Origin of the sequence: Legionella resiliens, from assembly GCF_021344005.1 — a bacterium.
Taxonomy (GTDB): Bacteria; Pseudomonadota; Gammaproteobacteria; order Legionellales; family Legionellaceae; genus Legionella; species Legionella resiliens.
Map to the genome: position 1 here is coordinate 862,197 of NZ_JAJTND010000004.1, position 24,675 is coordinate 886,871.

A 24,675-nucleotide genomic window follows, 5' to 3' on the forward strand; every position below is an offset into this window, starting at 1 on the left:
GGATTATGAAAGATACATTGAAGACTTATTCACCTATAGATAATTCGCTTTATGTGGAGCGTGCTTTTGCCAATGACCATGAGATTCAAGTTGCATTGGATAGAGCAGTAGGCGCAAAAAAACAATGGGCTGCGACTACTCTAATTGAACGGGCGAACTATTGTACTGCTGCGGTAGATGCTCTGGTTGCTAATAAGGATGAGATTGCCAGTGAAATTTGCTGGCAAATGGGAAGACCGATTTGTTATGCCGCCGGAGAAATTAACGGCCTTGAGGAAAGGGCTCGTTATATGATCGCTGCTGCAAATGCTGCACTTGCTCCGATCAGATTACCTGAAAAGCCAGGCTTTCTTCGTTACATCACACGTGAACCATTAGGATTAACCTTAGTGATTGCTCCCTGGAATTATCCTTATCTTACTGCAGTCAATGCAATTATCCCTGCCATTATGGCGGGAAATGTTGTGTTGCTGAAACATTCAGCACAAACACCACTTGTAGCAGAACGCTTCGCTCAGGCATTTAGGGAAGCAGACCTTCCACAAGGGGTTTTCCAGTATTTGCATCTGACGCATACAGATACGGAAAACATCTTGCATCACCCAGCGATAAATCATGTTGCTTTTACAGGTTCTGTTGCTGGTGGAGAGATGGTTGAGCGAATAACGGCCGGACGTTTTTTGAATGTAGGATTAGAGCTTGGAGGAAAAGATCCTGCGTATGTTCGTTTTGATGCAGATATTGATAAAGCTGTAGATACGCTAATGGATGGGGCGTTTTTTAACTCAGGCCAATCCTGCTGCGGGATAGAGCGTATTTATGTACATAAGAAGGTTTATGATCATTTTCTCAACAAAGCAGTCGCATTGGTTAAACAATATAAACTTGGGCGTCCTGATGAACCGGAAACAACTTTAGGACCACTTGTTCGCCCATCTTCTGCTGAATTTGTTCGTGCACAGATTCAAGAAGCTTTAACTCAGGGTGCTGTAGCACATATCGACAGTCGAGATTTTGTCATGGATCAACCAGGGTCTGCCTATATGGCTCCGCAGATTTTAACCGAAGTAAACCATAAAATGCGGGTGATGACGGAAGAAACCTTTGGACCAGTGGTCGGCATCATGTCCGTTGACAGCGATGACGAAGCGATTGCATTAATGAATGACAGTAACTATGGATTAACTGCAGCTGTTTTTACCCAAAATATAGACCAAGGAATCGTTATTGGTGAGCAACTTCACACAGGAACATTCTTTATTAATCGTTGTGATTATCTAGATCCTGCCTTGGCTTGGACTGGCATTAAAAACTCTGGGCGTGGATGTACGCTCTCTTCTATAGGATATGCTGTACTGACCCGTCCCAAATCTTTTCATGTAAAAATGATCGATTAGAAAGGAATTTATAGATGAGCACATTATCATTAACGGCTAACTGGAACTATCCCACTTCGATAAAGGTGGGGGCAGGGCGTGTACGTGAACTGGTTGATGCCTGTCATAGTCTGGGAATGAAATCACCATTGTTAGTTACAGACAGTAACCTTGCAAAATTGCCAATGATTGAATCCGTATTGAAGAATTGCCATGATGCTGGTTTGCCTATTGCTTTATTCGCAGCTGTAAAAGCGAATCCTTCAGGTGAAAATGTGATGGCAGGTGTAGATATTTACCGAAAAGGACAACATGATGGGGTCATTGCTATGGGAGGCGGATCTGCTCTTGATGCAGGCAAAGCCATCGCATTGATGGTTGGACAAAATTGTTCGTTATGGGATTTTGAAGATATAGGAGATAATTGGCGACGGGTGAATGTTGCTGGTATAGCCCCTGTTATCGCGTTACCAAGTACTGCGGGTACTGGTTCAGAGGTCGGGCGTGCTTCGGTTATTACTGATGCGCAACAACAGCGTAAAAAGATCATTTTTCACCCAAAAATGTTGCCCGCCATGGTTATTTTAGATCCTGAATTGACGGTTGCTTTGCCTCCGAATATCACAGCAGCAACAGGTATGGATGCATTATCTCATTGCTTGGAAGCTTATTCTGCTCCCGGCTATCATCCATTAGCGGAGGGAATTGCTCTCGAGGGGATACGTCTAATAAAGGAACATTTACCTCGAGTAATGCAAAATGGTAATGATATCGACTCGAGAACACAAATGCTTGTCGCTTCGTTAATGGGAGCAACAGCTTTCCAGCGTGGTTTGGGTGCTATGCATGCACTTGCTCATCCCTTAGGAGCAATTTACGATGCCCATCATGGTCGATTAAATGCCATTTTAATGCCCTATGTATTGCAAGCCAATCGACCTGAGATCGAACATAAAATAATGCGATTGGCGGCTTATTTGGAGATTGATAATGGATTTGATGGATTTCTCAATTGGATACTGCAATTGCGTCGTGAATCAGGGATCGAACATTGTTTGACTCAAATTAGCATTGATGAGCAACATGTTGCACGTATTGCAATAATGGCAACAGAAGATCCTTCGGCACAAAGCAATCCTATCCTTTTCGACCAGCAGCAATATAGGAGCATTCTTATGGCCGCAATCCATGGGGATGATTTGCATCATTCCAAGACTTTGGTAATGAGATTGGCGGAAGCACCTTAAGGAATTCCATAGGGACACTATGAAAATCGGAATATTGCAATGTGACCAAGTAGTACCTGAATTAATTCCTGTACATGGCACTTATTCAGAAATGTATGTCAAGTTGCTGCATCAGGCAGAACCCAATTTGATATTTACAGTCTATGATGTGTGTCATGGTGAACTACCAGCCCATATTGACGCCGAAGATGCTTATGTTATTACTGGGAGTCGCTATGGTGTCAATGACGGTTTTTCATGGATTACTGCACTTGAAGAATTGGTCCGATCTCTTCATGCAAGAAGGAAAAAAGTCGTGGGGATTTGTTTTGGTCATCAGCTTATTGCGAAGGCATTAGGAGGTAAGGTGATTCAATCTCCCAAGGGTTGGGGGATAGGATTGTCGGTAAATAAAATCACTCAGCATAAATCTTGGATGGATCCATCTCTCGGAGCGCTCAACCTACTCGTTAGCCACCAGGATCAAGTTGTACTTCTACCTCCAGAGGCAGAAGTGCTCGCTGGAAGTGATTTCTGTCCGTTTTACATGCTGCAAATTCGCAACAACCTGTTTACTGTACAAGGCCATCCTGAGTATAGTAAAAATTATATCCAGGCACTGATTGAAATCCGCAAAAATAAGCTGAGTAAGGAATTGGTCGATCAGTGTCTAAAATCATTACAGAAACATTGTGATGATAGAGTATTTTCTAGTTGGATTGTTAATTTTTTGAGTTTTTAAAATAAGAAAGTACTGTATGCTTCAACTTTTTTGTTGAAATATCAATAGGTCATGGTTGAATTTAAATTTATTTGCTAGAATCTAAAGGGATTTAAAAAAATATTAAACTTATAGGGAGAATAAAATGAAACGTTTCGCTTTTGTTGCTGCAACTGGTTTATTGGCATTAGCGTTAACTGCATGTGGTGAGCAAAGTAACAAGCAACCCGCTGCAGGAACCACTACGGATACGACTACGACCACACCTCAACCAGCACAAACTCAACCAGCTGGTGGAACTCAAAACCAAACTCCAAACCAGTAAATTTTTTGACCTGGGTGAAGGCTTAGGCCATAACCCAGGTCAATTTCAGTATATTCATGAGTCCATTTGATAAACTAATCAAAGAAATTTCAACAATTCTAAAAAAAAAGAATTGGCAACTCGTCACGGCTGAATCATGTACTGGAGGTCTCATCGCAAGTTATCTCACTGAAATTTCTGGAAGTTCAGTCTGGTTTGAACGTGGATTTGTTACGTACAGTAATCTAGCCAAAGAAGAACTCTTGTCAGTGCCTAAACAATTAATTGAGGAATATGGTGCAGTCAGTGAACCTGTTGCACAGGCTATGGCGATTGGTGCTTTACAACATAGTGCAGGACATGTCGCTGTATCAGTTACTGGTATTGCAGGCCCGGACGGAGGCAGTCTTGAGAAGCCAGTGGGTACTGTGTGTTTTGGTTGGGCAGCTCGAGGGATGAATCCTAGAATATTAAGAAAACAGTTCACTGGAAACCGGCAAGACATACGCTTGGCTGCATGCCAAGAAGCTTTATCAGGCATTCTTTCTTACATCAAGTAGTATAGATATATTTGAAATTTATGTTTTTGACAGTAGAGCCAAGCCTGGGCATGTAACCTACCTACTTTTGTGGAAGTATGCTGGTTAAATCATTAGCCAATGACAGCCCCTTCCTTTTAAATTCAATTTGAGCACGATCTGTAAAACTTATTCTTGATTCCTCTGGTGTGGGAAAAAAAAGATGCTTAGCGGCATTAGATATATTAATTACTACACGTTCTGCATATAATGAAGTAGCTATGACGTCAGAAATTGGTGATGGTTTTTCATTTTTACTTTGCATGCAATTTTCCATATTAAAAAATTATTTGTTAAAATTTTAACATATAGTAATAAATTTAATCAACACCTGACCAAGAAAGGATATTATTGGGTTTTCTCTTTATTCTTAAAACATGGATTTTCGACCCCGTAGTTCACTTTCCTTTTCTGGGTCATTGATTCTATTTTTGCATTACTTAGGCTTGAGCAAAAAAAACTCTTTTAATCCAGTGAATCAATTTGCTGCTTGTTCCTATCTGTGTGATAATTTTACCCTTGCATAACTCTAACTACCTGGAAAATATTATGGAAGAAAACAAACAAAAAGCATTATCAGCTGCCCTCTCTCAAATTGAACGTCAATTTGGTAAAGGATCAGTGATGCGTATGGGAGACAGCACCGTATCCCGAGATATAGAAGCCATTTCAACAGGATCTTTAGGATTGGATATCGCATTGGGGATTGGTGGTCTGCCCAAAGGGCGTGTTGTTGAAATTTATGGTCCCGAATCTTCTGGTAAAACTACTTTGACCTTACAAGTAATTGCAGAATGTCAAAAAATGGGAGGCACTGCCGCATTTATTGACGCAGAACATGCTTTAGATCCTAGTTATGCACAAAAACTAGGTGTTAATGTGGATGAATTATTGGTTTCTCAACCGGATACAGGGGAGCAAGCTCTGGAGATTACTGATATGCTGGTTCGTTCAGCCGCTGTAGATGTAATTATCGTCGACTCTGTTGCGGCATTGACTCCCAAAGCAGAAATTGAAGGGGAAATGGGGGATTCACATGTTGGTTTACAAGCTCGACTTATGTCGCAAGCGTTACGTAAATTGACCGCTAATATTAAACGGTCCAATACCCTAGTTATTTTCATTAACCAAATCCGTATGAAAATTGGTGTGATGTTTGGCAGCCCTGAAACAACCACTGGTGGCAATGCATTGAAGTTCTATGCTTCTGTCCGCTTGGATATCCGTCGCATTGGGTCAATTAAAAAAGGCGAAGAAGTTTTAGGTAGTGAAACCCGCGTTAAAGTAGTTAAAAATAAAGTTGCCCCACCATTCAAAATGACTGAATTTGATATTCTTTATAATGAAGGTATTTCTCGTGAAAGTGAAATTATCAACTTGGGTGTCCAACTCAATCTGATTGAAAAATCGGGTGCTTGGTACAGTTATAAAGGAGAGAAAATTGGCCAAGGTAAGGATAATGTTCGCTTGTACCTTAAGGAGAATTCTCAAGTTGCAGCAGTTCTTGAGCAGCAAATCCGTACTGAGCTCCTAGAGAAAAAACTACCTATGCTTGCATCAGCTAGTGCCGATGAATTTGAGACAATTGATGACTAAAGCATTTGATAGTGCTATGCGCCTGTTATCCAGGCGCGAGCACAGTAGGGTAGAGCTTTATGATAAATTAAAACAAAAAGGATATAATCCAATAGAAATAAAAAATGCACTGGAGGAATGCCAACGCTTGGATTTACAAAATGATTATCGTTTTGTAGAAATATACAGCCGGTCACGCATTCGTCAGGGTTATGGACCTTTAAAAATAAGTCAGGAATTAAGTAGTAAAGGAATTAACAAGGAATTAATTCATCAATTCTTACAGCAAGAGGAAGATAATTGGTTGACTTATGCCTTAGATGTCTGGCGAAAAAAAAGTAAAGGTCAATGTGATTTATCTTTTGAGGAACTCCAAAAGCAGCAGCGGTTTTTGCTTTATCGCGGATTTGGTATGGATATCATTGCTCGAGTAAAAAAAGAATTGGAAAAATAAAAATGAAATCGTATCCTAGGTACTTTGTAGCCTGGGTGAAGGCGGAACCGTACTGACATTGAGTTAAGAGATAAATGTTTTGACTACGTCCCGCGGCTTGTCCGCGGGATCCAAAGTATCTCTCACCATCACTGGATCCTGCGGACAAGCCGCAGGACGTAGAAGTAAAGTCAAATGTCGTAACTCAATGTCAGTGCAGCTCCGCTTCACCCAGGCTAAAGATTAAATTAACTCAAATTGGTGTTGATTATAAATGAAAAGTTCTGAAATTAGACAAGCATTCTTTGATTATTTCACACAACGTGGTCATCAATTAGTGGAATCCAGTTCCTTAGTTCCTGCGAATGATCCTACTTTATTATTTACTAATGCAGGTATGGTGCAATTTAAGGATTTATTTTTAGGACTTGAAACACGCGCTTATCAACGAGCGGTCACTGCACAACGTTGTGTGCGTGCAGGAGGTAAACACAATGACTTGGAGAATGTGGGTTATACAGCAAGACACCATACATTTTTTGAAATGTTGGGTAACTTTAGTTTCGGAGATTATTTTAAGCGAGAAGCAATAAAATTTGCTTGGGAATTTTTAACTCAAGTTCTGCATTTACCCGAAGAGCGTTTGTGGGTAACTGTTTATAAAGAAGATCAGGAAGCAGAAGATATCTGGCTTAAAGAAATGAAAGTTTCGGCTGCACGATTTTCGCGTTGCGGGGAAAAGGATAATTTTTGGTCCATGGGGGATACTGGCCCTTGTGGTCCTTGCACTGAAATCTTTTATGATCATGGCCCTGAAATTCCAGGGGGTCCTCCAGGGACTCCTGATGAAGATGGGGACCGATATATAGAAATTTGGAACCTGGTATTCATGCAGTTTAACCGGGATAAGGAAGGGAATTTGCATCCTTTACCTAAACCTTCTGTAGATACAGGGATGGGCCTTGAGCGCCTCGCTGCAGTAGTCCAGGGCGTGCACAGTAACTATGAAACGGATATTTTCCAGCATTTAATTCAATCTGCTGCAAAACTTTCAAAGACTTATGTCGCTATAGAAGATGGAAAGATCACATCTAACCTGCCTCTCGATTTAAACCATACCTCTTTAAAAGTAATTGCAGATCATATTCGTTCTTGTGCATTTTTAATTGCCGATGGAGTGATTCCAGGTAATGAAGGACGAGGATATGTGCTCAGAAGAATCATAAGAAGAGCAGTACGACATGGTAATAAGTTGGGCTTGCCAACACCATTTTTTTCACGATTGGTAGAGCCCTTAATTCAAGTAATGGGGGATGCATATCCTGAATTGATAAAATTTAAAGCGCATATAGAAAAAATCCTTAATCAAGAAGAAAATCAATTTGCACGTACGCTGGATCAGGGTTTACGTCTCTTGCAAGAACAAATGCATTCTCTAGGAGGCCACGAAATATCTGGAGAGATCGCATTTAAACTGTATGACACTTATGGTTTTCCGGTTGATTTAACTGCTGATATAGCGAGAGAACAAGGGCTTTATGTGGATATGGATGGTTTTAATCAATTGATGCAACAGCAAAGAGAGCAATCTCAAGCTGCTAGCCAATTCAGCATGGATTATAGCACCAGTGCCCAATTGGACTACCAATCTGATTTTCATGGCTATGAGAAAAAGGAAACAGAAGCAAAAATTATTGCCTTATTGCACGAAGGAAGCGAAGTGCAAATCTTAAGTCAAGGGATGCAAGGAGCTTTAGTTTTGGATCACACGCCTTTTTACGCAGAAAGTGGTGGCCAAGTAGGGGATAAAGGGCTATTAACCAGTGCGGGCTTACGTTTTCGAGTCGATGATACACAAAAAACAGGTCAAGCCATAGTGCATTATGGCGAAGTAGTGGAAGGTACTGCAACTTTAGATCAATTAGTTAAGGCACAAATAGACAATGAGCGTCGAGAAGCAATTCGTTTAAATCATACAGCCACTCATTTATTGCATGCTGCTTTAAAAACAGTAGTTGGATCCCAAGTCCAGCAAAAAGGTTCATTGGTTGATGCGGAGCGTGCGCGTTTTGACTTTTCTCATTTTGAACCATTAACCGCAGAACAAATTAAAGAAATTGAATCGTTGGTTAATGATCAAATTCGGGCCAATCATGAAGTGGTAACTCGAATTATGGATATTGATTCTGCTAAAAAAAGTGGTGCAGTAGCTCTTTTTGGAGAGAAATATACTGATAAAGTGCGCGTATTATCCATGGGTGAATTCTCTAAAGAACTTTGTGGTGGAACGCATGCGCAACGGACAGGTGATATTGGTCTATTTAAAATTGTTGCTGAATACGGGATTGCCAGTGGCGTGAGGCGTATCGAGATGGTGACAGGGCGTTATGCTCTAGCATGGGTTAATGAACAACAGTTCATGCTGAATGAGTTAGCTTCTTTGTTAAAAACCACAGCAAATAGTTTACCGGATAAAGTGGGACAGCTACTTACTGAAAATAAAGGTTTGGAAAAGGAAATCGCCAAATTACAAAGTGAGAAAGCACAAAAATCAGGTGCTGATCTGGCAAATGAAGTGGAAAAAATTAACGGAATTAGTTTGCTTGTAAAACGATTGGAAGGTGTAGATAGCCAAACCATGCGTACTACCTTGGATCAACTGAAATCCAGACTCGATTCAGCTGTCATTGTTTTATTTACCGTAGACCAAAATAAAATGAATGTGATTGCAGGAGTGAGTAAAAATATTTTAGGTAAAGCACCTGCTGCAGCCGCTTTAGTAAGGCATCTCTGTGGAAAAGGCGGTGGCCGTGATGATATGGCCCAAGGCGGCGGGGAGGTCCCACCTGATTTAGAGAAAAAGATAGAAGAAATTAGAGAAATGGTGCTCCGTTCGTAAAAATGATATCAAGTAGCCTATCTTCTCAGGCTACTTATCTTGAAAACAACCATACATAAGGACATGACATGAGTTTTCTGCAAGAGTTTAAGCAATTTGCTATCAAAGGAAATGTGATGGATCTTGCGGTTGCTGTGGTTATAGGCGCTGCATTTGGCAAAATTATTAGCTCACTTGTCAGTGGTATTATCATGCCTATAATTGGTTTATTATTGGGTGGAATCAATGTCGCCAATAGGACGTTTACTGTGGGTGATGCGGTTGTAAAGTGGGGCGAGTTTCTCCAGGCAGTGATTGATTTTACTATCATTTCGTTTTCAATTTTTGTAGCAATTAAAGTGATTTCTTTGTTAAGAAAAGAGGAGGAAAAGAAAGAAACCCCAACAAAGGAAGAAGCTTTATTAACTGAAATTCGCGACTTACTGAAGGAAAAGACAGGAACACCAAGACAATAGTTTTTTGATCCATAGACTTTTTCATCTTTAGACTCCTAAGTATTTGTAAATCTGCTATAATTTTAAACAGAAACCCTCATTAATAAGGATAATTATGGCCGGGCTATTGAACTTAATCGCTGTAATTGTGGTTTTCGGGGTGGCTTTGTGGTTAATCAATACTTTTATTCCAATGCCGCCATCAATTAAAAGTCTATTAAATGTATTGGTACTTATCATTCTTGTTATCTACATTTTACAATTTTTTGACTTGATAAAAACAATCTTACCTATGATTAAGATCTTAAAATAAAGCAATTGAATACTCAGTAGGTTGGGTCATTTTGCCCTGAGGGATCGTCAGTTTTTTGATGAGAACCCCACACTAATTTTTTCGCCTACGTACCTGCTTTAAGCGCATATCCAGAACGATATTTTAAGATGCCACTGAGCATTTCTATAGCAGGATCCCCTGGATACCGCGCATAAAGCGCGGTACGTAGAAAAATTTAAAATGAAAAACTGAGATCTCACAGGTCAAAACAATCCAACAATTTAGGGACAAAATTGCAGCAAAAGTCTGTTGTGATTAATAATAGAGGATTTGATTGAAATCCTGATTGCGAGCAACAAGGCGTACACCGATATTACAAAGAGTCTGTTTTGAGAATAACTTAACTTTGTGGACCAACGCCCAACCTACTATTCGCTATGAAGTAACCAATAGAATCTCAAATCTTGCCCATTTTCTTATAAAGAAAAAATGGCAATCGGGTAATTATCGCCATAATTATTCGCCAGAAATAAGGATAATAGAATATTCTTTTTCTACGCGTCAATGCGTTCCAGCAGGCTTGTGCACAGGAGTCCGGTGGGGCCGCATAAAAAATACCAGGTAAACCATAAGTTTGTTTCGTATCAATAAAACCCAAGCGGGCAATGGTAATGTGTTGGCTTGGACTGGCAGCCTGTTGTAGGCCCTGGAGGTAAATTTCAATACTTGCTTTACTGGCTCCATAAAGGCTGTTTTTAGAGCGTCCTCGGCATGCAGCAACCGAACTTAGGAACAGCAAATTATGTTCTTTTTGTTGACGATTTAAGTACGTATGGATCAATAAAGCAGTTGTCAAAACATTCAGTTTGATAAGATGAGCGATTGTTTCATCATTCAAGTGATCGTTATCAGTGAAGTCACTGTGTGCAATAAACAAATCAAGTTCGCCATCTTTTGCTTTAAGTATTGAAACGAGAGCATCAATTTGATCAACTAAATCCAAAATAAGTACATCACAACTGATTTGATACCTAAGTTTGATATCATTTGCGATGAGATTGAGTTGTGTTTCCTGGCGTCCTACTAAAAGTAATTGATGGCCTGACTGGGCAACAATATGTGCAAATTTTTCTGCAATGATGGAGGTTGCTCCGATTATGACCCATGTTCTCTGTGTCATTTTTTTAGCCCTAAACGTTGTGCCAGATCAGAATGCATGTTACATCCATAATGCTCAAGGGTTTGAGAAAATTGTTCATGTTTCTCATACATCTGGTGAAATTGTTCTTCATTCAAAAGTAAATCCTTCGCCAAATACACTCGCCCATTGAGTTCTGTGATTAATTGATTCATGGCTGATATTGCCTGTTTCGCATGTAAATTATTAATAAAATCAACTGCTAGGGTGAATCCTGGTTTACAGAATGAGAGTAAACCTTCACCTGATTGAGTGAATAGCTTGAGAACAGCAAGAGTAGGTGTTGCTTTATGAGCTCTAATCAATTGTACTAACTGCTCAAAAGTGTCTAAGGCCCGGTCTTCACTGAATACTGCTTGGAATTGAATTAATCCTTTAGGGCCATAAAGTCTATTCCAATGCATGAGTTTATCAAGAGGATTATTGAACTGTTCCAGTGTGAGTTTTTCGTGTCCTTTTTTACTACTTAAGAAATACTGATTAAATAATTTTATATTCCATGATTTGATTAAAGAAAAGGGAATATTAGGGATTGTACGGATTTTTATTCTTTTATTGTCGAAAGGCTCACAGTGATCCGCTACTGAAAGAACAGCGCGTAAAGCAGGATTGAGTAGATCAAGCCAAGCAACTTGATAATCATGGTGAATACCCGTAGTTCTCATATATTCAGTGAGTGTTTGAAATGATTCAAATTGCTGATGTTTCGCTTGCACAAAACGTGGAGCCTTTTTAAGGCGGAGCGCGACACGAGTGATAACACCTGTAAGGCCTAAGCCTGCAATTGTGGCATAAAATAAATCGCTGTTATCATTAGGACTGCAATGAAATTTTTTACCTCCAATCAGTAAATCAAATCCAATGAGGTGGTGGCCAAAACTACCTGCTTGATGATTGTTTTTTCCATGCACATCGTGAGCAATTCCGCCGGCAACTGTAATGTGGATAGTACCTGGAATGACAGGAGGAATGTAATCAGGATGCACTAAAAATAAATCTTTAAGTGATACTCCTCCCTGACAGAGCACAATACCGGTTTCGTGATCAAAACTGATAAAGTGATTCAAACGCTCGCTGTTGATAATAAAACCATCAGTATTAAAACAACTGTCGTTGTAGCACAATCCTGAACCACGCATGAGTATGTTTTGCTGAGGATTATGGGCAAGATAATCAGTAAGTTGCTCTTCATTCTCTGGACGTAGACAGAAAGATTGGCTGGATAGTGCACGGCTAAAATTAGTGAGCGTTCTTATTTTGCTGCGCATTTTGGCATCATTTAATTATTTTTAATATTAAGACTATAATTCATTTAAGAGCATAATTAAAAGGAATTATGATGAAAACTTTTTTAATCTTTTGGGGTTTCTTTTTTTCATTTGCAGTGTTTGCAGCAGATATTCCTGAGGATGCCTTGGGCGCCCAAAAGTACGATAGAACACAGTGTCTTCATAATACGACTCAAGATTGTATTAATTCACAATGTCTGACCTCAGAGGAAACTGATTGTCAGGAAAATTGTCGAAACATGGCGAAAGCAAAATGTCAGCAAGAAATTAATGAATAAATTGAGTAGCATTTTTTTCATTAATTTGGATGTATTGTCAAATGATTGGCATATGATTTTTTGACTGTCAAACCAGCACGTCTTTTTTCCAATTTATAACCAGAGGTACATTGGAATTATGTGATGAGCGACCATTTTTATAAATGGCATATAGTTTGCATAACCAATTCAATAGAAAAATCAGATAATTACTTACACGTAATGAGTGAATTCAAGTTTAAAAATTAGTATGGATTGCTTATATGGCTGATAAAAATGTTTTATCACAAGAAGAAATAGATGCGCTGCTGAAAACGGTTGGTGAGTCTCCTGAAGAAGAACGCCATGCAACAGAGCGTCAAACAGCTACTAGAGAAAAATCGGGCCATAAAAAAGCAAAAGGCAGTAAAAAGGAAGTATCTAATGCTGTATTTGAACCTGTTGAACTACAGCAAGAGGGTGATGTAAAAATACTTAACTTTACTGCTCAGGAACGTATTGTCAAAGGAAAGTTACCTGTATTAGACAGAATTTACGATCGTGCAGTGCGTTTATTCGCCTCGGATATCTATAATGTAACTGCCAAAGATTTTGAAATTAAACAAGATCCATTGCTTATTATAAAGCATCGCGATTTTATGGAGAGCTTACCTAATCCAAGTTTAATGAGTATCTTTAAATTCAAACCTTTACGAGGCAAAGGCATTATTCTTTTTGATAGTACTTTTGTCTATGATCTCGTTGACTATTATTTTGGCGGCAGCTCTCAATTCTTTGCCCAAAAAGATAGAACTGATTTTACTGCTACCGAACTGCGTGTTATGGATGTTATCACGAAAAAGCTTATTGCCAATCTTACCCAAGCCTGGAAGCCAATTATTCAGCTTGATATCAGCAAATTTAATGATGAAACGAACCCACAATTAGTCAATATAGCAGAACCTGGAGAAATGCTTTTAGTCGCACGTTTTTCAATGGATTTCGGTAAAGAAGTCGGTATTTTCTATTTTATCTTGCCCTACTCCATGGTTGAACCCATCAAAGAACAACTGGAACTTGGCGCTTCTCGTCCTGATGATGAAATTGATCCGAACTGGGTTAAATCATTGAAGGAAGAGTTGATGGAAGTTGAATTAACTGTAAGTTCTGCAATGGCTGAAACAAAAAGTACTTTGGGTGCAGTAATGTCATGGCAAGTAGGTGATTTTATACCTATGGAAATGAAAGAAATAGTTACTTTAGATATTGAAGGAACGCCAGGTTTTACAGCAACTCAAGGAACTGCAAATGACAAGCGCGCTGTAAAAATAATTAAAAATATTAGTTACTAGGAGATGAGGAATGTCTCAAGAAGCAATAGAACAGCCTAAACCATCAAATAATCTTCCTCAGGAAGCGGACAGTGAAAAAATGGATTTAATTTTGGATATCCCTGTTTCGGTGACTGTAGAAATTGGGCGCACCAAAATGACAATCCGTAATTTACTTCAGTTAAACCAAGGAGGAATTGTTGCTCTCGATTGTTTGGCAGGCGATCCGCTTGATGTTTTAGTTAATGGGACTTTAGTTGCACATGGGGAAGTGGTTGTAGTTAATGATAAGTTTGGTGTGCGATTGACTGATATCGTCAGTAAAGCAGAACGAATTAAGCGATTAAGATAATGCATAGTGTACTCAATCATGGAGAGCTTATGCGTATTGTCATGGGCTTATTGTTAGTTTTATTGCTCATCATTGCATTATCTTGGGTAATAAAACGCTTACATGGAATGCAAGTGGGTTCGGCAAAAGGATTTCAATCCATAGCGAATATGATTTTAGGACCCAAGGAAAAAATTACCTTGTTAAAAGTGGGAACGCGTTATTTATTAGTCGGCTCAGGCTCTGGACAGGTCACCCTGATCTATGATTTTGGTGAACAATTGCCGACTGGTTTTGACCCTATAAATAAAACTTCGTTTGCAGATCTGTTTAAATCAGTTGTGAAATCATAAGATGAAGATAGTGAATTTAAATGTACGAAAATGGTTATCATCCGTATGGAAGTTGTCATCCCCGCGGCGAGAATCCAACTTTAGTCGAATATCGATGTCAATTCAGAAATGGATTTCCGCCTGCGCGGGAATGAAAAATTCCCATAACTTAATGGCAGTGGGAGAGGGGAGCTCTAAATCCTGGGTTATGCTTCGTTTCACCCAGGCTACTTTATTCCTGATTTTATTTTGTTTCATACCCCTGGCGTTACAGGCAGCACCTTTATCATTACCTGCATTAACAGTACAGCCTGGCGCGAATGGTGAACAAACTTATAGTGTTAATTTGCAAATTTTGATTTTTATGACCTTATTAACTGTTTTGCCAGGAATGTTGATGGCAATGACAGCTTTTACGCGAATAATTATTGTGCTTTCCATATTACGTCAAGCCATAGGAATGGCGCAAACTCCTACGAATCAAATCTTAATTGGTATTGCTTTGTTTATGACTTATTTTGTGATGTCTCCTGTTTTTAACAAAATCAATGAAACTGCAGTACAGCCCTATCTCGCAGAGACTCTAAAATTTCCGCAAGCATTGGCGAATGCACAAGTACCTTTACGCCAATTTATGTTAAATCAAACACGCAAAAATGATTTATCCTTGTTTGAAAAATTTGCTCAAACCAATCCAGCAACGCTTAATGATGTGCCAATGAGTGTGGTAATTCCTGCATTTATTACCAGTGAATTAAAAACAGCTTTCCAGATAGGCTTTATTTTATTTTTACCTTTTTTAATTATTGATATGGTGGTATCGAGTGTTCTGATGGCTATGGGTATGATGATGCTATCACCTTTAATTATTTCATTACCTTTTAAGATCATGCTCTTTGTGATGGTTGATGGCTGGACACTCATTTTGGGATCCCTTGCATCAAGTTTTGCAATGAACTAAATATCGCATGCATCTAGGCTACGAATTATAAGGACAAAAGACTTCCTTGAAACTTACTCCATCGAGTAAGGAAGTCTAATAAAATTATAGGGAAATAATATATGACCCCAGAGTCAGTAGTTTCTATGTTCAGTGAAGGAGTGTATTTGATGCTGCTACTTATCAGTGTACTCATTCTTCCTGGTTTGATTATTGGTGTGATTGTTTCCATGTTTCAAGCGGCCACACAAATTAATGAAACGAGCTTAAGTTTTATACCCAAATTATTTGTTACTTTTTTGATGCTCGTATTTGCAGGTCCCTGGTTACTCAAGATCATTGTGAATTACACAGACTCTTTAATTACCAATATCCCTTATTTAATAGGTTAGCTCAAGATGAAACTGGACTATCCAACAATACTAGGCATGATAAGCCAGGTTATTTGGCCAATGGGACGCATTGGCGGATTATTGCTTTCACTACCTGTTTTTTCTTCTGTTTTATTACCCCCTCGTATTAAAATTATTTTGCTTTTTGTTTTAAGTTGCGTCTGTGCCTTTATGGTTCCTAAAGAGCTTTCATTTCTGAATTTCAACGGGATTTTTTTGGCATATATCATCCAAGAATTGCTTTTTGGATTATTAATGGGTTTTGTCTTGCAGCTGGTTTTTCAAGTTTTTGTTTTGGGAGGACAAATTATTGCGATGCAGGCTGGTCTTAGTTTTGCAGTGATGGTGGATCCTGCAAGCCGTGCCAGTGTTCCATTAGTCAGCCAACTTTATTCAATGATGATGATGCTCATCTTTTTGGCACTCAATGGACATTTAACGGTATTTCAAACGTTATTGGATAGTTTCAGAATAATGCCTGTAGGACAGCTTTCTGTTACTCAAGCTATGGTATGGAATGTCATTTTATTTTCGGGATGGATGTTCAAACAAGCGGTATTGATTTCAATCCCCGCTTTATTGTCTTTGCTTATTGTGAGTCTTGCATTCGGAATTATGTCTCGGGCAGCGCCTCAATTAAATATTTTTTCTTTGGGCTTTCCTATTACGTTAATTATGGGAATGGTTGTAATTAAGGTGGGTTTGCCTAGTGTTGCGATACAAATGGCAGATCTTATCAAAGAGGGAATGCGTTTTATGACAGGGATGTTGCACTGATGGCCGAGCAAGAACACGCACAAGAAAAAACTGAACAGCCCTCGGCCAAACGACTTAGAGAGGCTCGTAAAAAAGGCCAGGTTGCGCGCTCAAGGGATTTCAATACCACAGTAACGCTACTTTTTACTGCATTGGGATTTTTTATTTTTGGCAAGCAATTAGCTAACCAGCTGGCAGCCATGATGCAGCATGCATTTGAATTTGATACGCGCGTTATCGTTACTCCTATGATAAGTGTTGAGCGTTTATTTTATTTAGTGAAAATGGGGTTTTGGTCCTTAATGCCTTTATTAGTGGTTATTTTTCTCGTTACTTTGGCAGCTCCTTTGCTCATGGGCGGGTGGGTTTTTAGTAGCCAAGTCTTACAGCCTAAATTTTCGCGACTCAATTTGGCTCAAGGATTTAAACGAATGATTTCGTTGAAAGGTTTTGTCGAAATGTTCAAATCGTTTTTTAAATTTCTTATCGTAGCAGTTGTCGCTATAGTGGTACTTAAATCACAAATTCCTGTGTTACTTAGTTTAGCCCATGCTCCTATTGAAACGGCAATTAGTAGCGGTAGTTTGGTTGTGGTGAAATCTTTTGTGTTGATTTCTGCCAGTTTGATTTTTATTGCTGTTTTTGATGTTCCTTTCCAATTGTATGAGCATCAAAAAAGCATGAAAATGACGATGCAAGAATTAAGGGATGAATACAAGGAAATAGAAGGTAAACCCGAAATAAAAAGCGCTATTCGTCGAGCTCAGCAAGAGATTTCGAGACGGCGTATGATGAATGAATTATCTAAAGCAAACGTGGTTTTAACCAATCCGACTCATTATGCTGTAGCAATCAGTTATAAAGAGAAGAGTCATAAAGCACCCATAGTAGTTGCAAAGGGTAAAGATTTGATTGCTTTCCAAATTAGTAACATTGCAACATCACATCAAATTCCCATTATTTCTGTACCCCCTCTGGCGCGTGCTCTTTATTTTTCCACTAAATTAAATGCAGAAATACCAAGAGGCCTTTATATTGCTGTAGCCCAGGTTTTAGCGTATGTGTTTCAACTGCGCGATAGAGAACGATATGATTACAAACCCGCTGTATTACAGAATGTCCCTATTCCAGAAGAGTTAGCACGCGAAGCAGAGGAGGATGCTAATGAATAAAGCATTGCACTATGTACAATATTGGATGCGTCAAGGTTTAGGAACACCTCTGGCGCTGATCATCATGCTCGGTATGATGATGTTGCCTCTGCCTCCATTTTTATTGGATGTTTTCTTTACTTTTAATATTGCTTTATCACTTGTAGTTTTGTTAGCAGTGATCTACAGCGAAAGGCCTTTGGATTTTGCTGTATTCCCAACAGTGATATTGCTGGCAACTTTATTACGTTTGACATTAAACGTTGCCTCAACCCGTGTTGTTTTATTAAATGGCTATAAAGGAACTGATGCTGCCGGACATGTGATCCAAGCATTTGGCGAAGTAGTCATTGGTGGAAACTATGCAGTGGGTTTGGTTGTTTTTATTATTTTAGTAGTCATAAATTTTGTTGTAGTAACTAAGGGGGCTGGGCGTGTATCTGAGGTAAGCGCACGGTTCACATTGGATTCTTTACCCGGAAAGCAAATGGCGATCGATGCCGATCTGAATGCCGGTTTAATTAATCAGGAGCAAGCCATAAAGCGTCGATTAGAAGTAGCACAGGAAGCAGATTTTTATGGCTCCATGGATGGTGCGAGTAAATTTGTTCGAGGCGATGCAGTTGCTGGGATTTTGATTTTGGCAGTTAACATTATTGGGGGATTGATTATTGGGGTTTTTCAGCATGGAATGAATTTTTCTGATGCGCTACATAACTATATCTTGTTAACTATTGGTGATGGTTTGGTTGCGCAAGTACCTTCTTTAGTTTTATCAACTGCTGCTGCTATCATTGTTACTCGAGTTTCCAGTGCGCAAAACATGGGGCATGAAGTTATTTCCCAATTATTTGCTAATCCACGTTCATTAATTATTGCATCAGCTATTATGGGATTGATTGGCATTATTCCTGGAATGCCCCATATTGCATTTATTTTACTTTCTGTAGGTTTGGGAGGAATTGCTTATTTGTTTCTTCAACAAGATAAAGAAAAAAGCAAGGAACAACTTAGTGAAGAAAATGATTCTCTTGCGATTCAAAATCCAAATATTTCTACAGAATTGTCATGGGATGATGTGAATCCAGTTGATGTGATTAGTCTTGAGGTAGGATATCGTTTAATTCCTTTAGTGGATCAAGCGCAAGGTGGTGTTTTACTTTCTCGTATTAAAGGAGTTCGAAAGAAAATATCACAAGAGCTGGGCTTTTTAATTCCATCTGTACATGTACGGGATAATTTGGATTTAAAACCTAACCATTATCGTATCAGTTTGGCAGGCGTCGTGATGGGGGAGGCAGCAATTCATCTTGATCGCTGCTTAGCGATAAATCCTGGGCAGATTTTTGGTGAAATTGAAGGAATTAAAACTCGTGATCCGGCATTTGGTATGGAGGCGGTTTGGATTAATGAAAGTCAACGAGAACAAGCGCATACTTTGGGTTACACTGTAGTCGATACCTCTACGGTTGTTGCTACGCATTTAAGCCAGATATTAGAACAAAACAGCCAACAATTGTTGGGTTATGAAGAAACCCAACAGCTTTTAGACAAACTTGCATTAAGTTCTCCTAAATTAGTGAAAGAACTAGTACCAGAAGGCCTTTCATTAGGAATGGTTAGCAAAGTGTTACAAGGGTTATTGGCGGAGCATATTCCTTTAACGGATATTCGCACTATAGTCGAAACTTTGGCGGAGCTGGCGCCAAAATCTAAGGATACAGAATATTTAATCAGTCAGGTTCGTATTGCTTTATCTCGATTAATTACTCAAAAAATCAGTGGTGTTCATGAGGAACTGCCGATTATTACGCTAAAACCTGAGTTGGAACAATTATTGCAAAACATTATTCAGAGTAGTGGCTCTGGAGGGGTAAATTTTGAGCCAGGAATGGCAGATAAAATACAACATTCTTTGACACAGTTAGCAATGCAACAGCAGGCGAAACAGGAGAGCTCCGTCTTGGTAGTACAGCCGGGAATACGCGCAGTGTTGGCACGATTTGTGCGTAATATATCTCATGACTTTCATGTTTTGTCTTATCAGGAGATTCCTGATAATAAGCAAATAAGAATAGTAGGTACTGTGGGATAGGAGTAACTGAGGTGTATCACATTGGAATGAGTAGCCTAGGTGTTGAATGTAAACTCCTAGAGTAAAACTTCTCAGTTTTCCTGCAAGCAAGCTACAATTTCTAAAGAGGCATTGCGTGAATAGTGACAAATTTCTTCATAAGCAGGAGGCTTTATGAAATTAAAACGTTTTGTTGCGACCGATACACGCAGCGCTATGAAACAAATTAAAGAGATACTTGGTGCCGATGCTGTTATTTTGTCCAGTCATCATATAGATGGTGGAGTGGAGGTCGTTGCTGCGATTGATTTTGATGAAACAATTCTGTCACCTTCAGCAGCAGTAGCTTGTGCTGAGCCAACGAGCCAAGCAAATAAACTCCAAATGCAAACACCCCTTGATGACATGCGCCAGGAGATTCAAACACTAAGAGGTATGCTTGAAGCTCAGTTAAGGGGAAATGTTGGCGTCCATGAGCCTCTGCATACTATTTTACTGCAAAAACTTCTCTATCTGGGAGTAAGTCATACTACAGCCGCGACTTGGGCATGTTCTGTGCGATCTGATTTAAATCAACAAAAAGGCTGGGAAGCTGTATTGAATCATATTGCAGATAAATTAACTATTTGTGATACACGCAGAATAGAAGAAGGTGGGGTTTATGCTTTTGTTGGTCCAACGGGCGTCGGGAAAACGACAACATTGGCCAAAATTGCAGCCCGGTTTACCTTGAGATTTGGAGCAGATAAGTTAGGCCTGGTTACTATGGATACCTATCGAATCGCGGCGCAAGAACAACTCATGATGTATGGGAAAATTTTAGGCGTTAAGGTATGTGTTGCTCAGGATGAAGTTTCTTTGGCGCGAGTATTACGGCAATTAAATGACAAAAAATTAATTTTGATTGATACCGCCGGAATGAATCCTGCGGATGAGCGAGTTGTAAAACAAATGCATGTTTTAGGTACATATTTATTGTCGATTTCCAATGTTTTGGTTTTACCTGCAACAAGTCATTATCAAGTATTAATTGATGCAATAAAACGTTATGAAGCAACTCAAATTGATCAGTGCATTTTGACCAAGCTGGATGAGTCATTGGCTGTAGGCGGAGTGTTGAGTGCACTTATCGAGTCGGGTTTAGGTGTGAGCTATCTAACACACGGGCAACGAGTACCTGAAGACATTAAAATGGCCACACGCCATCAGCTAATTGAGTTGTTTGCAGAGCAGGAAGCACAACTGTTTCAGGCAGACAATATTAGGAAAGCACAGCAAAGTGCCTGGAGAGAATATCATGTCTAAAGTGAATCAAAATATAAGCGATCAAGCTTCTGGTTTGAGAAATCTTTCACGTGCAAAACCAATTAAAGTAATTGCTGTTTCTGCTGGAAAGGGCGGTGTGGGCAAGAGCAACGTTTCTGTCAATTTGGCGGTTGGTTTGGCACAGCTTAATAAAAGAGTCATGCTTCTTGACGCCGATTTAGGATTGGCAAATATTGATATTATGTTGGGATTGCATACCAAATATAATTTATCTCATGTAATGCAGGGAATCTGTCATTTAAGTGACATTATTCTGTCAGGGCCTCATGGTGTCCTTGTCATTCCTGCAGCCTCTGGTACAGAGTTTATGACGCAACTCTCTTCTCCAGAGCTTGCTGGAATCATCGATTCATTTAATGAGCTTACCGATGATCTGGACTACATGATTATTGATACTGCTGCTGGAATTTCTGACACTGTTTTAAGTTTTACTCGTTCGTCGCAAGAATTAATTGTTGTTGTATGTGATGAACCTACCTCATTAACAGATGCATATGCTTTAATTAAAGTAATGAGTAAGCGTTATGAATGGACGCGTTTTCACATTTTGGCAAATATGGTGCGGAATGAAAGAGAGGGACGTGAATTATTTAATAAATTATTCAAAGTTTCCGAGCAATTTCTCGAGGTTCAGCTAGACTATTTAGGAGCAGTACCATTTGATGAACACATACACAAGGCAGTGAAAATGCAAAAACCGGTATTGATTGCTTATCCTGATTCTGCTGCTGCTTTAGCACTGAGACAGTTAGCAGATGAAGTATCTGAGTGGCCTCCCAGCGCTTTATTGGGTGGTAATACCAGTTTCTTTTTAGAGCGTTTAGTAGCAGGTGAATTTTAAGGAGATCATTGTGGATGCTTTGGCTGCCTATAGCAAAGTTAACCAGCAAATTCAGGAAACGCTGGTAAAAACTCATGCCTTATTGGTTAAACGCATAGCACATCATTTATTGGGCCGCTTGCCGCAAAGCGTACAACTGGATGACTTAATACAAGCAGGAATGCTCGGATTACTGGAAGCAACACGACATTATGATTCTTCCAAAGGTGCTTCATTTGAAACCTATGCGGGGATTCGCATTAGAGGGTATATGCTTGATGAAGTAAGGCGTAATGATTGGGTGCCTCGCTCGGTACATCGCAATTCAAGAATGATTTCGGAAGCTGTTAAAAATCTCGAACATCGGTTAGGAAGAGAAGCTAAGGACTCTGAAATCGCAGCTGAACTTGAAATATCAATTGCTGAATACCATGAAATGTTGCAGGACTCCATAAGCAGTCATTTATATGGTTTTGACGATTTGGGCGTCACTGATGATGCCTTGCAGGTTGGGGAGGGATACGCTTCTACTGAACCGCATGTCAATGTATTACATAATGATTTGATGCATCGTTTATCCGAGGTAATTCGCGGATTGCCCCAGAAAGAACGAATGGTACTTTCTTTATATTATGAACAGGATTTGAATCTAAAAGAAATCGGAGAAGTTATTGGCGTTAGCGAATCACGCATTTCACAGATTCTTAGTCAGGCAATACATCGAATTAAATCACGCTTACCGGAATAAAAAGAATGGATGCTTTAACTTTAGCAGGGATACTCACTAGTTTTTTAGCGATTACACTTGGCCAGTTTTTTGAAGGTGGAAGTATACAGGGTTTAATGAATTTGTCTGCATTGTTGATCGTGCTCGGAGGAACAATTGGCGCGGTTATGGTGCAAACACCACTAAATACCTTTAAAAGAGCATTTAAAATTTTACCTTGGGTCATTACTCCCCCCAAACTTGATTTTGAACCTTGCCGCAACAAAATGTTTGATTTGGCCCGAAAAGCGCGTCAATTGGGGTTACTTTCTCTGGAAGAACATTTAGAGGTTGAAAAAAACCCGCTTATCAATAAGGGCTTGGAATTGTTGGTGATTGGCGTAGATAAACTCACTATAAGAAAAGTTCTGGAAGACGAAATTGAAAGAGTTGAAGATCATGATATCCATGCAGCACAAGTATTTGAAAGTATGGGGGGATACAGTCCAACCATAGGAATTTTGGGAGCAGTGCTGGGATTGATTCAAGTGATGCGTCATTTATCTGAACCAAATGAATTGGGATTAGGTATTGCGGTAGCTTTCGTAGCGACTATTTACGGGGTTGGAATGGCTAATCTTATTTTTTTACCTGTAGCAAATAAATTAAAAAGTTGCATTGCTCGTCGAGTGCATTATGACGAGATGATTGTAGAAGGTATAGTCACTATTGCTTCTGGGGAAAGTCCAGGAGTTTTGATGTTAAAACTCAATAATTTTGGCCAGCAAAAGAAAGATGAAAAAAAGAAAAAAAAGAAATGAGCAGCATAATGATCATCATCGCTGGGTTGTCTCATATGCAGATTTTATTACCTTGTTATTTGCATTTTTCGTAGTAATGTATGCTATTTCTTCCGTCAATATCTCAAAGTACAAATCGCTTTCAGAGGGAATGAAATCGGCGTTTAATAAAAAAGATGAGGCTCGGGCCCTTAAATCAACAAAAAGTATAAAAGACGGACCACAAACTACACAATTTCAAGGGCCTTTTCATGATGGGCTGGATGAATTAAATCAAGCACTCATAGAGCTGCAAGATGGAAATTATAAGATCAACCGGCAGAAGGGGTGGGTGGAGTTGGATATTAAATCAGGTGCATTATTTGATTCAGGTGATGCAGATTTAAAACCAGAAGCTTTTGTTAAATTAATGCAATTAGCCGCAAAAATTAAAAAATCATCCTCTATTGTTGCAATAGAAGGATATACAGATAATGTTCCTATAGAAACGCCACAATTTCCATCAAACTGGGAGCTTTCTGCGATGCGTGCAGCAGTTGTTGGACGTACTTTGAATTCATTTGGGATAACAACAGATCGTATTTTAGTAACGGGTTATGGGGAGCAATATCCAGTTGCCGATAATGTTACAGAACTAGGGAGGGCTGCAAATCGTAGGGTGACTATTATCATTGCATTGAATCGAAATGTTCTTCGACTTTTAAACCCTGCGTTAAGCGAACAAGCTCATGGCGTAGTTATTGGGGGCAAAAATATAAAATGATAACTTTTCTTTTAAGCGTAAATGTGGTTATTTTTTTATTCATAGTGAATTATTTATTGAATCAGCGGAAAAAACTAATTAGTTTTCGAGAGGAGTTGAATACACAGCAAAAATTAATTGATCAAATCACAAAAGATCATCCTGTGTTGATTCATGCTGATTTATTATTCTCCAAGCAGTTAAAGGAAATTAATACTCAATTGATTAGTATGGATAATCAAATACAGGATTTGGAAAATAAACGAGATAATGATGGCGGATATCGTCATGCTTTGCGTATTTTGGAAATGGGGGGTAATCGCGATGAAATTGTAGAAAGTTGCCATTTATCTCTCGCCGAAGCGGAATTATTGATGAATTTGCAAGCCTATCGAACCGCAATGAAGACTTCATAGCTGTTTTTTTGCCTG

General features: G+C 39.2%; 28 protein-coding genes. 25 read left to right on the forward strand and 3 right to left on the reverse strand.

What is annotated here, in order from left to right; genetic code table 11:
- Window positions 1–5 precede the first annotated feature (5 nt).
- The 5 genes from LXO92_RS09195 to LXO92_RS09215 all read left to right on the forward strand — a co-directional run bounded on the left by LXO92_RS09195 (window position 6) and on the right by LXO92_RS09215 (window position 4,187).
- On the forward strand, window positions 6–1,397 hold the full coding sequence (locus tag LXO92_RS09195; protein ID WP_182352384.1) for an aldehyde dehydrogenase family protein: 1,392 nt from the start codon (window positions 6–8) through the stop codon (window positions 1,395–1,397).
- Between the two features lie 14 nt (window positions 1,398–1,411).
- A complete protein-coding gene (locus tag LXO92_RS09200; protein ID WP_232890843.1) occupies window positions 1,412–2,623 on the forward strand; it encodes an iron-containing alcohol dehydrogenase in 1,212 nt (403 codons plus the stop codon).
- A 19-nt stretch (window positions 2,624–2,642) separates the two neighbouring features.
- The gene (locus tag LXO92_RS09205) at window positions 2,643–3,344 is read left to right on the forward strand and encodes a glutamine amidotransferase-related protein (protein ID WP_182352386.1); all 702 of its coding nucleotides are present in this window, start codon (window positions 2,643–2,645) and stop codon (window positions 3,342–3,344) included.
- Between the two features lie 124 nt (window positions 3,345–3,468).
- On the forward strand, window positions 3,469–3,648 hold the full coding sequence (locus LXO92_RS09210) for a hypothetical protein (RefSeq protein WP_182352387.1): 180 nt from the start codon (window positions 3,469–3,471) through the stop codon (window positions 3,646–3,648).
- A gap of 56 nt (window positions 3,649–3,704) precedes the next feature.
- The gene (locus tag LXO92_RS09215) at window positions 3,705–4,187 is read left to right on the forward strand and encodes a CinA family protein (RefSeq protein ID WP_182352388.1); all 483 of its coding nucleotides are present in this window, start codon (window positions 3,705–3,707) and stop codon (window positions 4,185–4,187) included.
- A 61-nt stretch (window positions 4,188–4,248) separates the two neighbouring features.
- Here LXO92_RS09215 and LXO92_RS09220 read toward each other — a convergent pair whose 3' ends face one another.
- A complete protein-coding gene (locus tag LXO92_RS09220) occupies window positions 4,249–4,470 on the reverse strand; it encodes a hypothetical protein (RefSeq protein ID WP_182352389.1) in 222 nt (73 codons plus the stop codon).
- A gap of 284 nt (window positions 4,471–4,754) precedes the next feature.
- Between LXO92_RS09220 and recA the strand changes: the two genes are divergently transcribed.
- The 5 genes from recA to LXO92_RS09245 all read left to right on the forward strand — a co-directional run bounded on the left by recA (window position 4,755) and on the right by LXO92_RS09245 (window position 9,859).
- Entirely contained in the window at window positions 4,755–5,801 is a 1,047-nt protein-coding gene (recA, locus tag LXO92_RS09225; protein ID WP_182352390.1) for a recombinase RecA, read from the forward strand.
- On the forward strand, window positions 5,794–6,234 hold the full coding sequence (gene recX / locus LXO92_RS09230) for a recombination regulator RecX (protein ID WP_182352391.1): 441 nt from the start codon (window positions 5,794–5,796) through the stop codon (window positions 6,232–6,234). The genes recA and recX overlap by 8 nt, the downstream gene beginning before the upstream one ends.
- Window positions 6,235–6,487: 253 nt before the next feature.
- Window positions 6,488–9,112, forward strand: coding sequence for an alanine--tRNA ligase (gene alaS, locus LXO92_RS09235; RefSeq protein ID WP_182352392.1), 2,625 nt, complete (start codon window positions 6,488–6,490; stop codon window positions 9,110–9,112).
- A 68-nt stretch (window positions 9,113–9,180) separates the two neighbouring features.
- On the forward strand, window positions 9,181–9,567 hold the full coding sequence (gene mscL / locus LXO92_RS09240) for a large-conductance mechanosensitive channel protein MscL (protein ID WP_182352393.1): 387 nt from the start codon (window positions 9,181–9,183) through the stop codon (window positions 9,565–9,567).
- A gap of 94 nt (window positions 9,568–9,661) precedes the next feature.
- Complete coding sequence (locus tag LXO92_RS09245) at window positions 9,662–9,859, forward strand: Thivi_2564 family membrane protein (protein ID WP_232890844.1); 198 nt, start codon at window positions 9,662–9,664, stop codon at window positions 9,857–9,859.
- Between the two features lie 418 nt (window positions 9,860–10,277).
- Here LXO92_RS09245 and LXO92_RS09250 read toward each other — a convergent pair whose 3' ends face one another.
- Together LXO92_RS09250 and LXO92_RS09255 are read right to left on the reverse strand one after the other, a co-directional pair.
- Window positions 10,278–11,000 carry an SDR family NAD(P)-dependent oxidoreductase gene (locus LXO92_RS09250; RefSeq protein WP_182352394.1) on the reverse strand — a complete coding sequence of 241 codons (723 nt, stop codon included), beginning with the start codon at window positions 10,998–11,000 and terminating at the stop codon, window positions 10,278–10,280.
- On the reverse strand, window positions 10,997–12,286 hold the full coding sequence (locus tag LXO92_RS09255) for an FAD-binding oxidoreductase (RefSeq protein ID WP_182352395.1): 1,290 nt from the start codon (window positions 12,284–12,286) through the stop codon (window positions 10,997–10,999). The genes LXO92_RS09250 and LXO92_RS09255 overlap by 4 nt, the downstream gene beginning before the upstream one ends.
- 71 nt (window positions 12,287–12,357) lie before the next feature.
- On the opposite strand from LXO92_RS09255, the gene LXO92_RS09260 reads away from it, so the two are divergent.
- The 15 genes from LXO92_RS09260 (at window position 12,358) to LXO92_RS09330 (ending at window position 24,660) form a co-directional block, all read left to right on the forward strand.
- Window positions 12,358–12,585 (forward strand): hypothetical protein, encoded by a 228-nt coding sequence (locus LXO92_RS09260; RefSeq protein WP_182352793.1) that lies wholly within the window; start codon window positions 12,358–12,360, stop codon window positions 12,583–12,585.
- A 242-nt stretch (window positions 12,586–12,827) separates the two neighbouring features.
- A complete protein-coding gene (gene fliM / locus LXO92_RS09265; RefSeq protein WP_182352396.1) occupies window positions 12,828–13,895 on the forward strand; it encodes a flagellar motor switch protein FliM in 1,068 nt (355 codons plus the stop codon).
- Window positions 13,896–13,905: 10 nt separating this feature from the next.
- Entirely contained in the window at window positions 13,906–14,226 is a 321-nt protein-coding gene (gene fliN, locus LXO92_RS09270; RefSeq protein ID WP_182352397.1) for a flagellar motor switch protein FliN, read from the forward strand.
- A gap of 29 nt (window positions 14,227–14,255) precedes the next feature.
- Complete coding sequence (gene fliO, locus LXO92_RS09275) at window positions 14,256–14,558, forward strand: flagellar biosynthetic protein FliO (RefSeq protein ID WP_232890846.1); 303 nt, start codon at window positions 14,256–14,258, stop codon at window positions 14,556–14,558.
- 187 nt (window positions 14,559–14,745) lie between these two features.
- Window positions 14,746–15,498, forward strand: coding sequence for a flagellar type III secretion system pore protein FliP (gene fliP / locus LXO92_RS09280; protein WP_182352794.1), 753 nt, complete (start codon window positions 14,746–14,748; stop codon window positions 15,496–15,498).
- A 101-nt stretch (window positions 15,499–15,599) separates the two neighbouring features.
- On the forward strand, window positions 15,600–15,869 hold the full coding sequence (gene fliQ / locus LXO92_RS09285; protein ID WP_182352399.1) for a flagellar biosynthesis protein FliQ: 270 nt from the start codon (window positions 15,600–15,602) through the stop codon (window positions 15,867–15,869).
- 6 nt (window positions 15,870–15,875) lie between these two features.
- Window positions 15,876–16,646, forward strand: a complete 771-nt coding sequence (gene fliR / locus LXO92_RS09290) for a flagellar biosynthetic protein FliR (RefSeq protein WP_182352400.1) — start codon at window positions 15,876–15,878, stop codon at window positions 16,644–16,646.
- Entirely contained in the window at window positions 16,646–17,797 is a 1,152-nt protein-coding gene (gene flhB, locus LXO92_RS09295) for a flagellar biosynthesis protein FlhB (RefSeq protein WP_182352401.1), read from the forward strand. The genes fliR and flhB overlap by 1 nt, the downstream gene beginning before the upstream one ends.
- A complete protein-coding gene (gene flhA, locus LXO92_RS09300; RefSeq protein ID WP_182352402.1) occupies window positions 17,790–19,871 on the forward strand; it encodes a flagellar biosynthesis protein FlhA in 2,082 nt (693 codons plus the stop codon). Before flhB ends, flhA begins: the two co-directional genes overlap by 8 nt.
- Before the next feature lie 153 nt (window positions 19,872–20,024).
- Entirely contained in the window at window positions 20,025–21,155 is a 1,131-nt protein-coding gene (gene flhF / locus LXO92_RS09305) for a flagellar biosynthesis GTPase FlhF (RefSeq protein ID WP_232890847.1), read from the forward strand.
- Window positions 21,148–22,017 carry a MinD/ParA family protein gene (locus LXO92_RS09310; protein WP_182352404.1) on the forward strand — a complete coding sequence of 290 codons (870 nt, stop codon included), beginning with the start codon at window positions 21,148–21,150 and terminating at the stop codon, window positions 22,015–22,017. The genes flhF and LXO92_RS09310 overlap by 8 nt, the downstream gene beginning before the upstream one ends.
- A 10-nt stretch (window positions 22,018–22,027) precedes the next feature.
- Window positions 22,028–22,744 carry an RNA polymerase sigma factor FliA gene (locus LXO92_RS09315; protein ID WP_182352405.1) on the forward strand — a complete coding sequence of 239 codons (717 nt, stop codon included), beginning with the start codon at window positions 22,028–22,030 and terminating at the stop codon, window positions 22,742–22,744.
- A 5-nt stretch (window positions 22,745–22,749) separates the two neighbouring features.
- Entirely contained in the window at window positions 22,750–23,523 is a 774-nt protein-coding gene (locus LXO92_RS09320; protein ID WP_182352406.1) for a flagellar motor protein, read from the forward strand.
- Window positions 23,498–24,265 (forward strand): flagellar motor protein MotB, encoded by a 768-nt coding sequence (locus tag LXO92_RS09325; protein ID WP_182352407.1) that lies wholly within the window; start codon window positions 23,498–23,500, stop codon window positions 24,263–24,265. Before LXO92_RS09320 ends, LXO92_RS09325 begins: the two co-directional genes overlap by 26 nt.
- Window positions 24,262–24,660 carry a DUF2802 domain-containing protein gene (locus LXO92_RS09330; RefSeq protein WP_182352408.1) on the forward strand — a complete coding sequence of 133 codons (399 nt, stop codon included), beginning with the start codon at window positions 24,262–24,264 and terminating at the stop codon, window positions 24,658–24,660. Before LXO92_RS09325 ends, LXO92_RS09330 begins: the two co-directional genes overlap by 4 nt.
- Window positions 24,661–24,675: the final 15 nt, after the last annotated feature.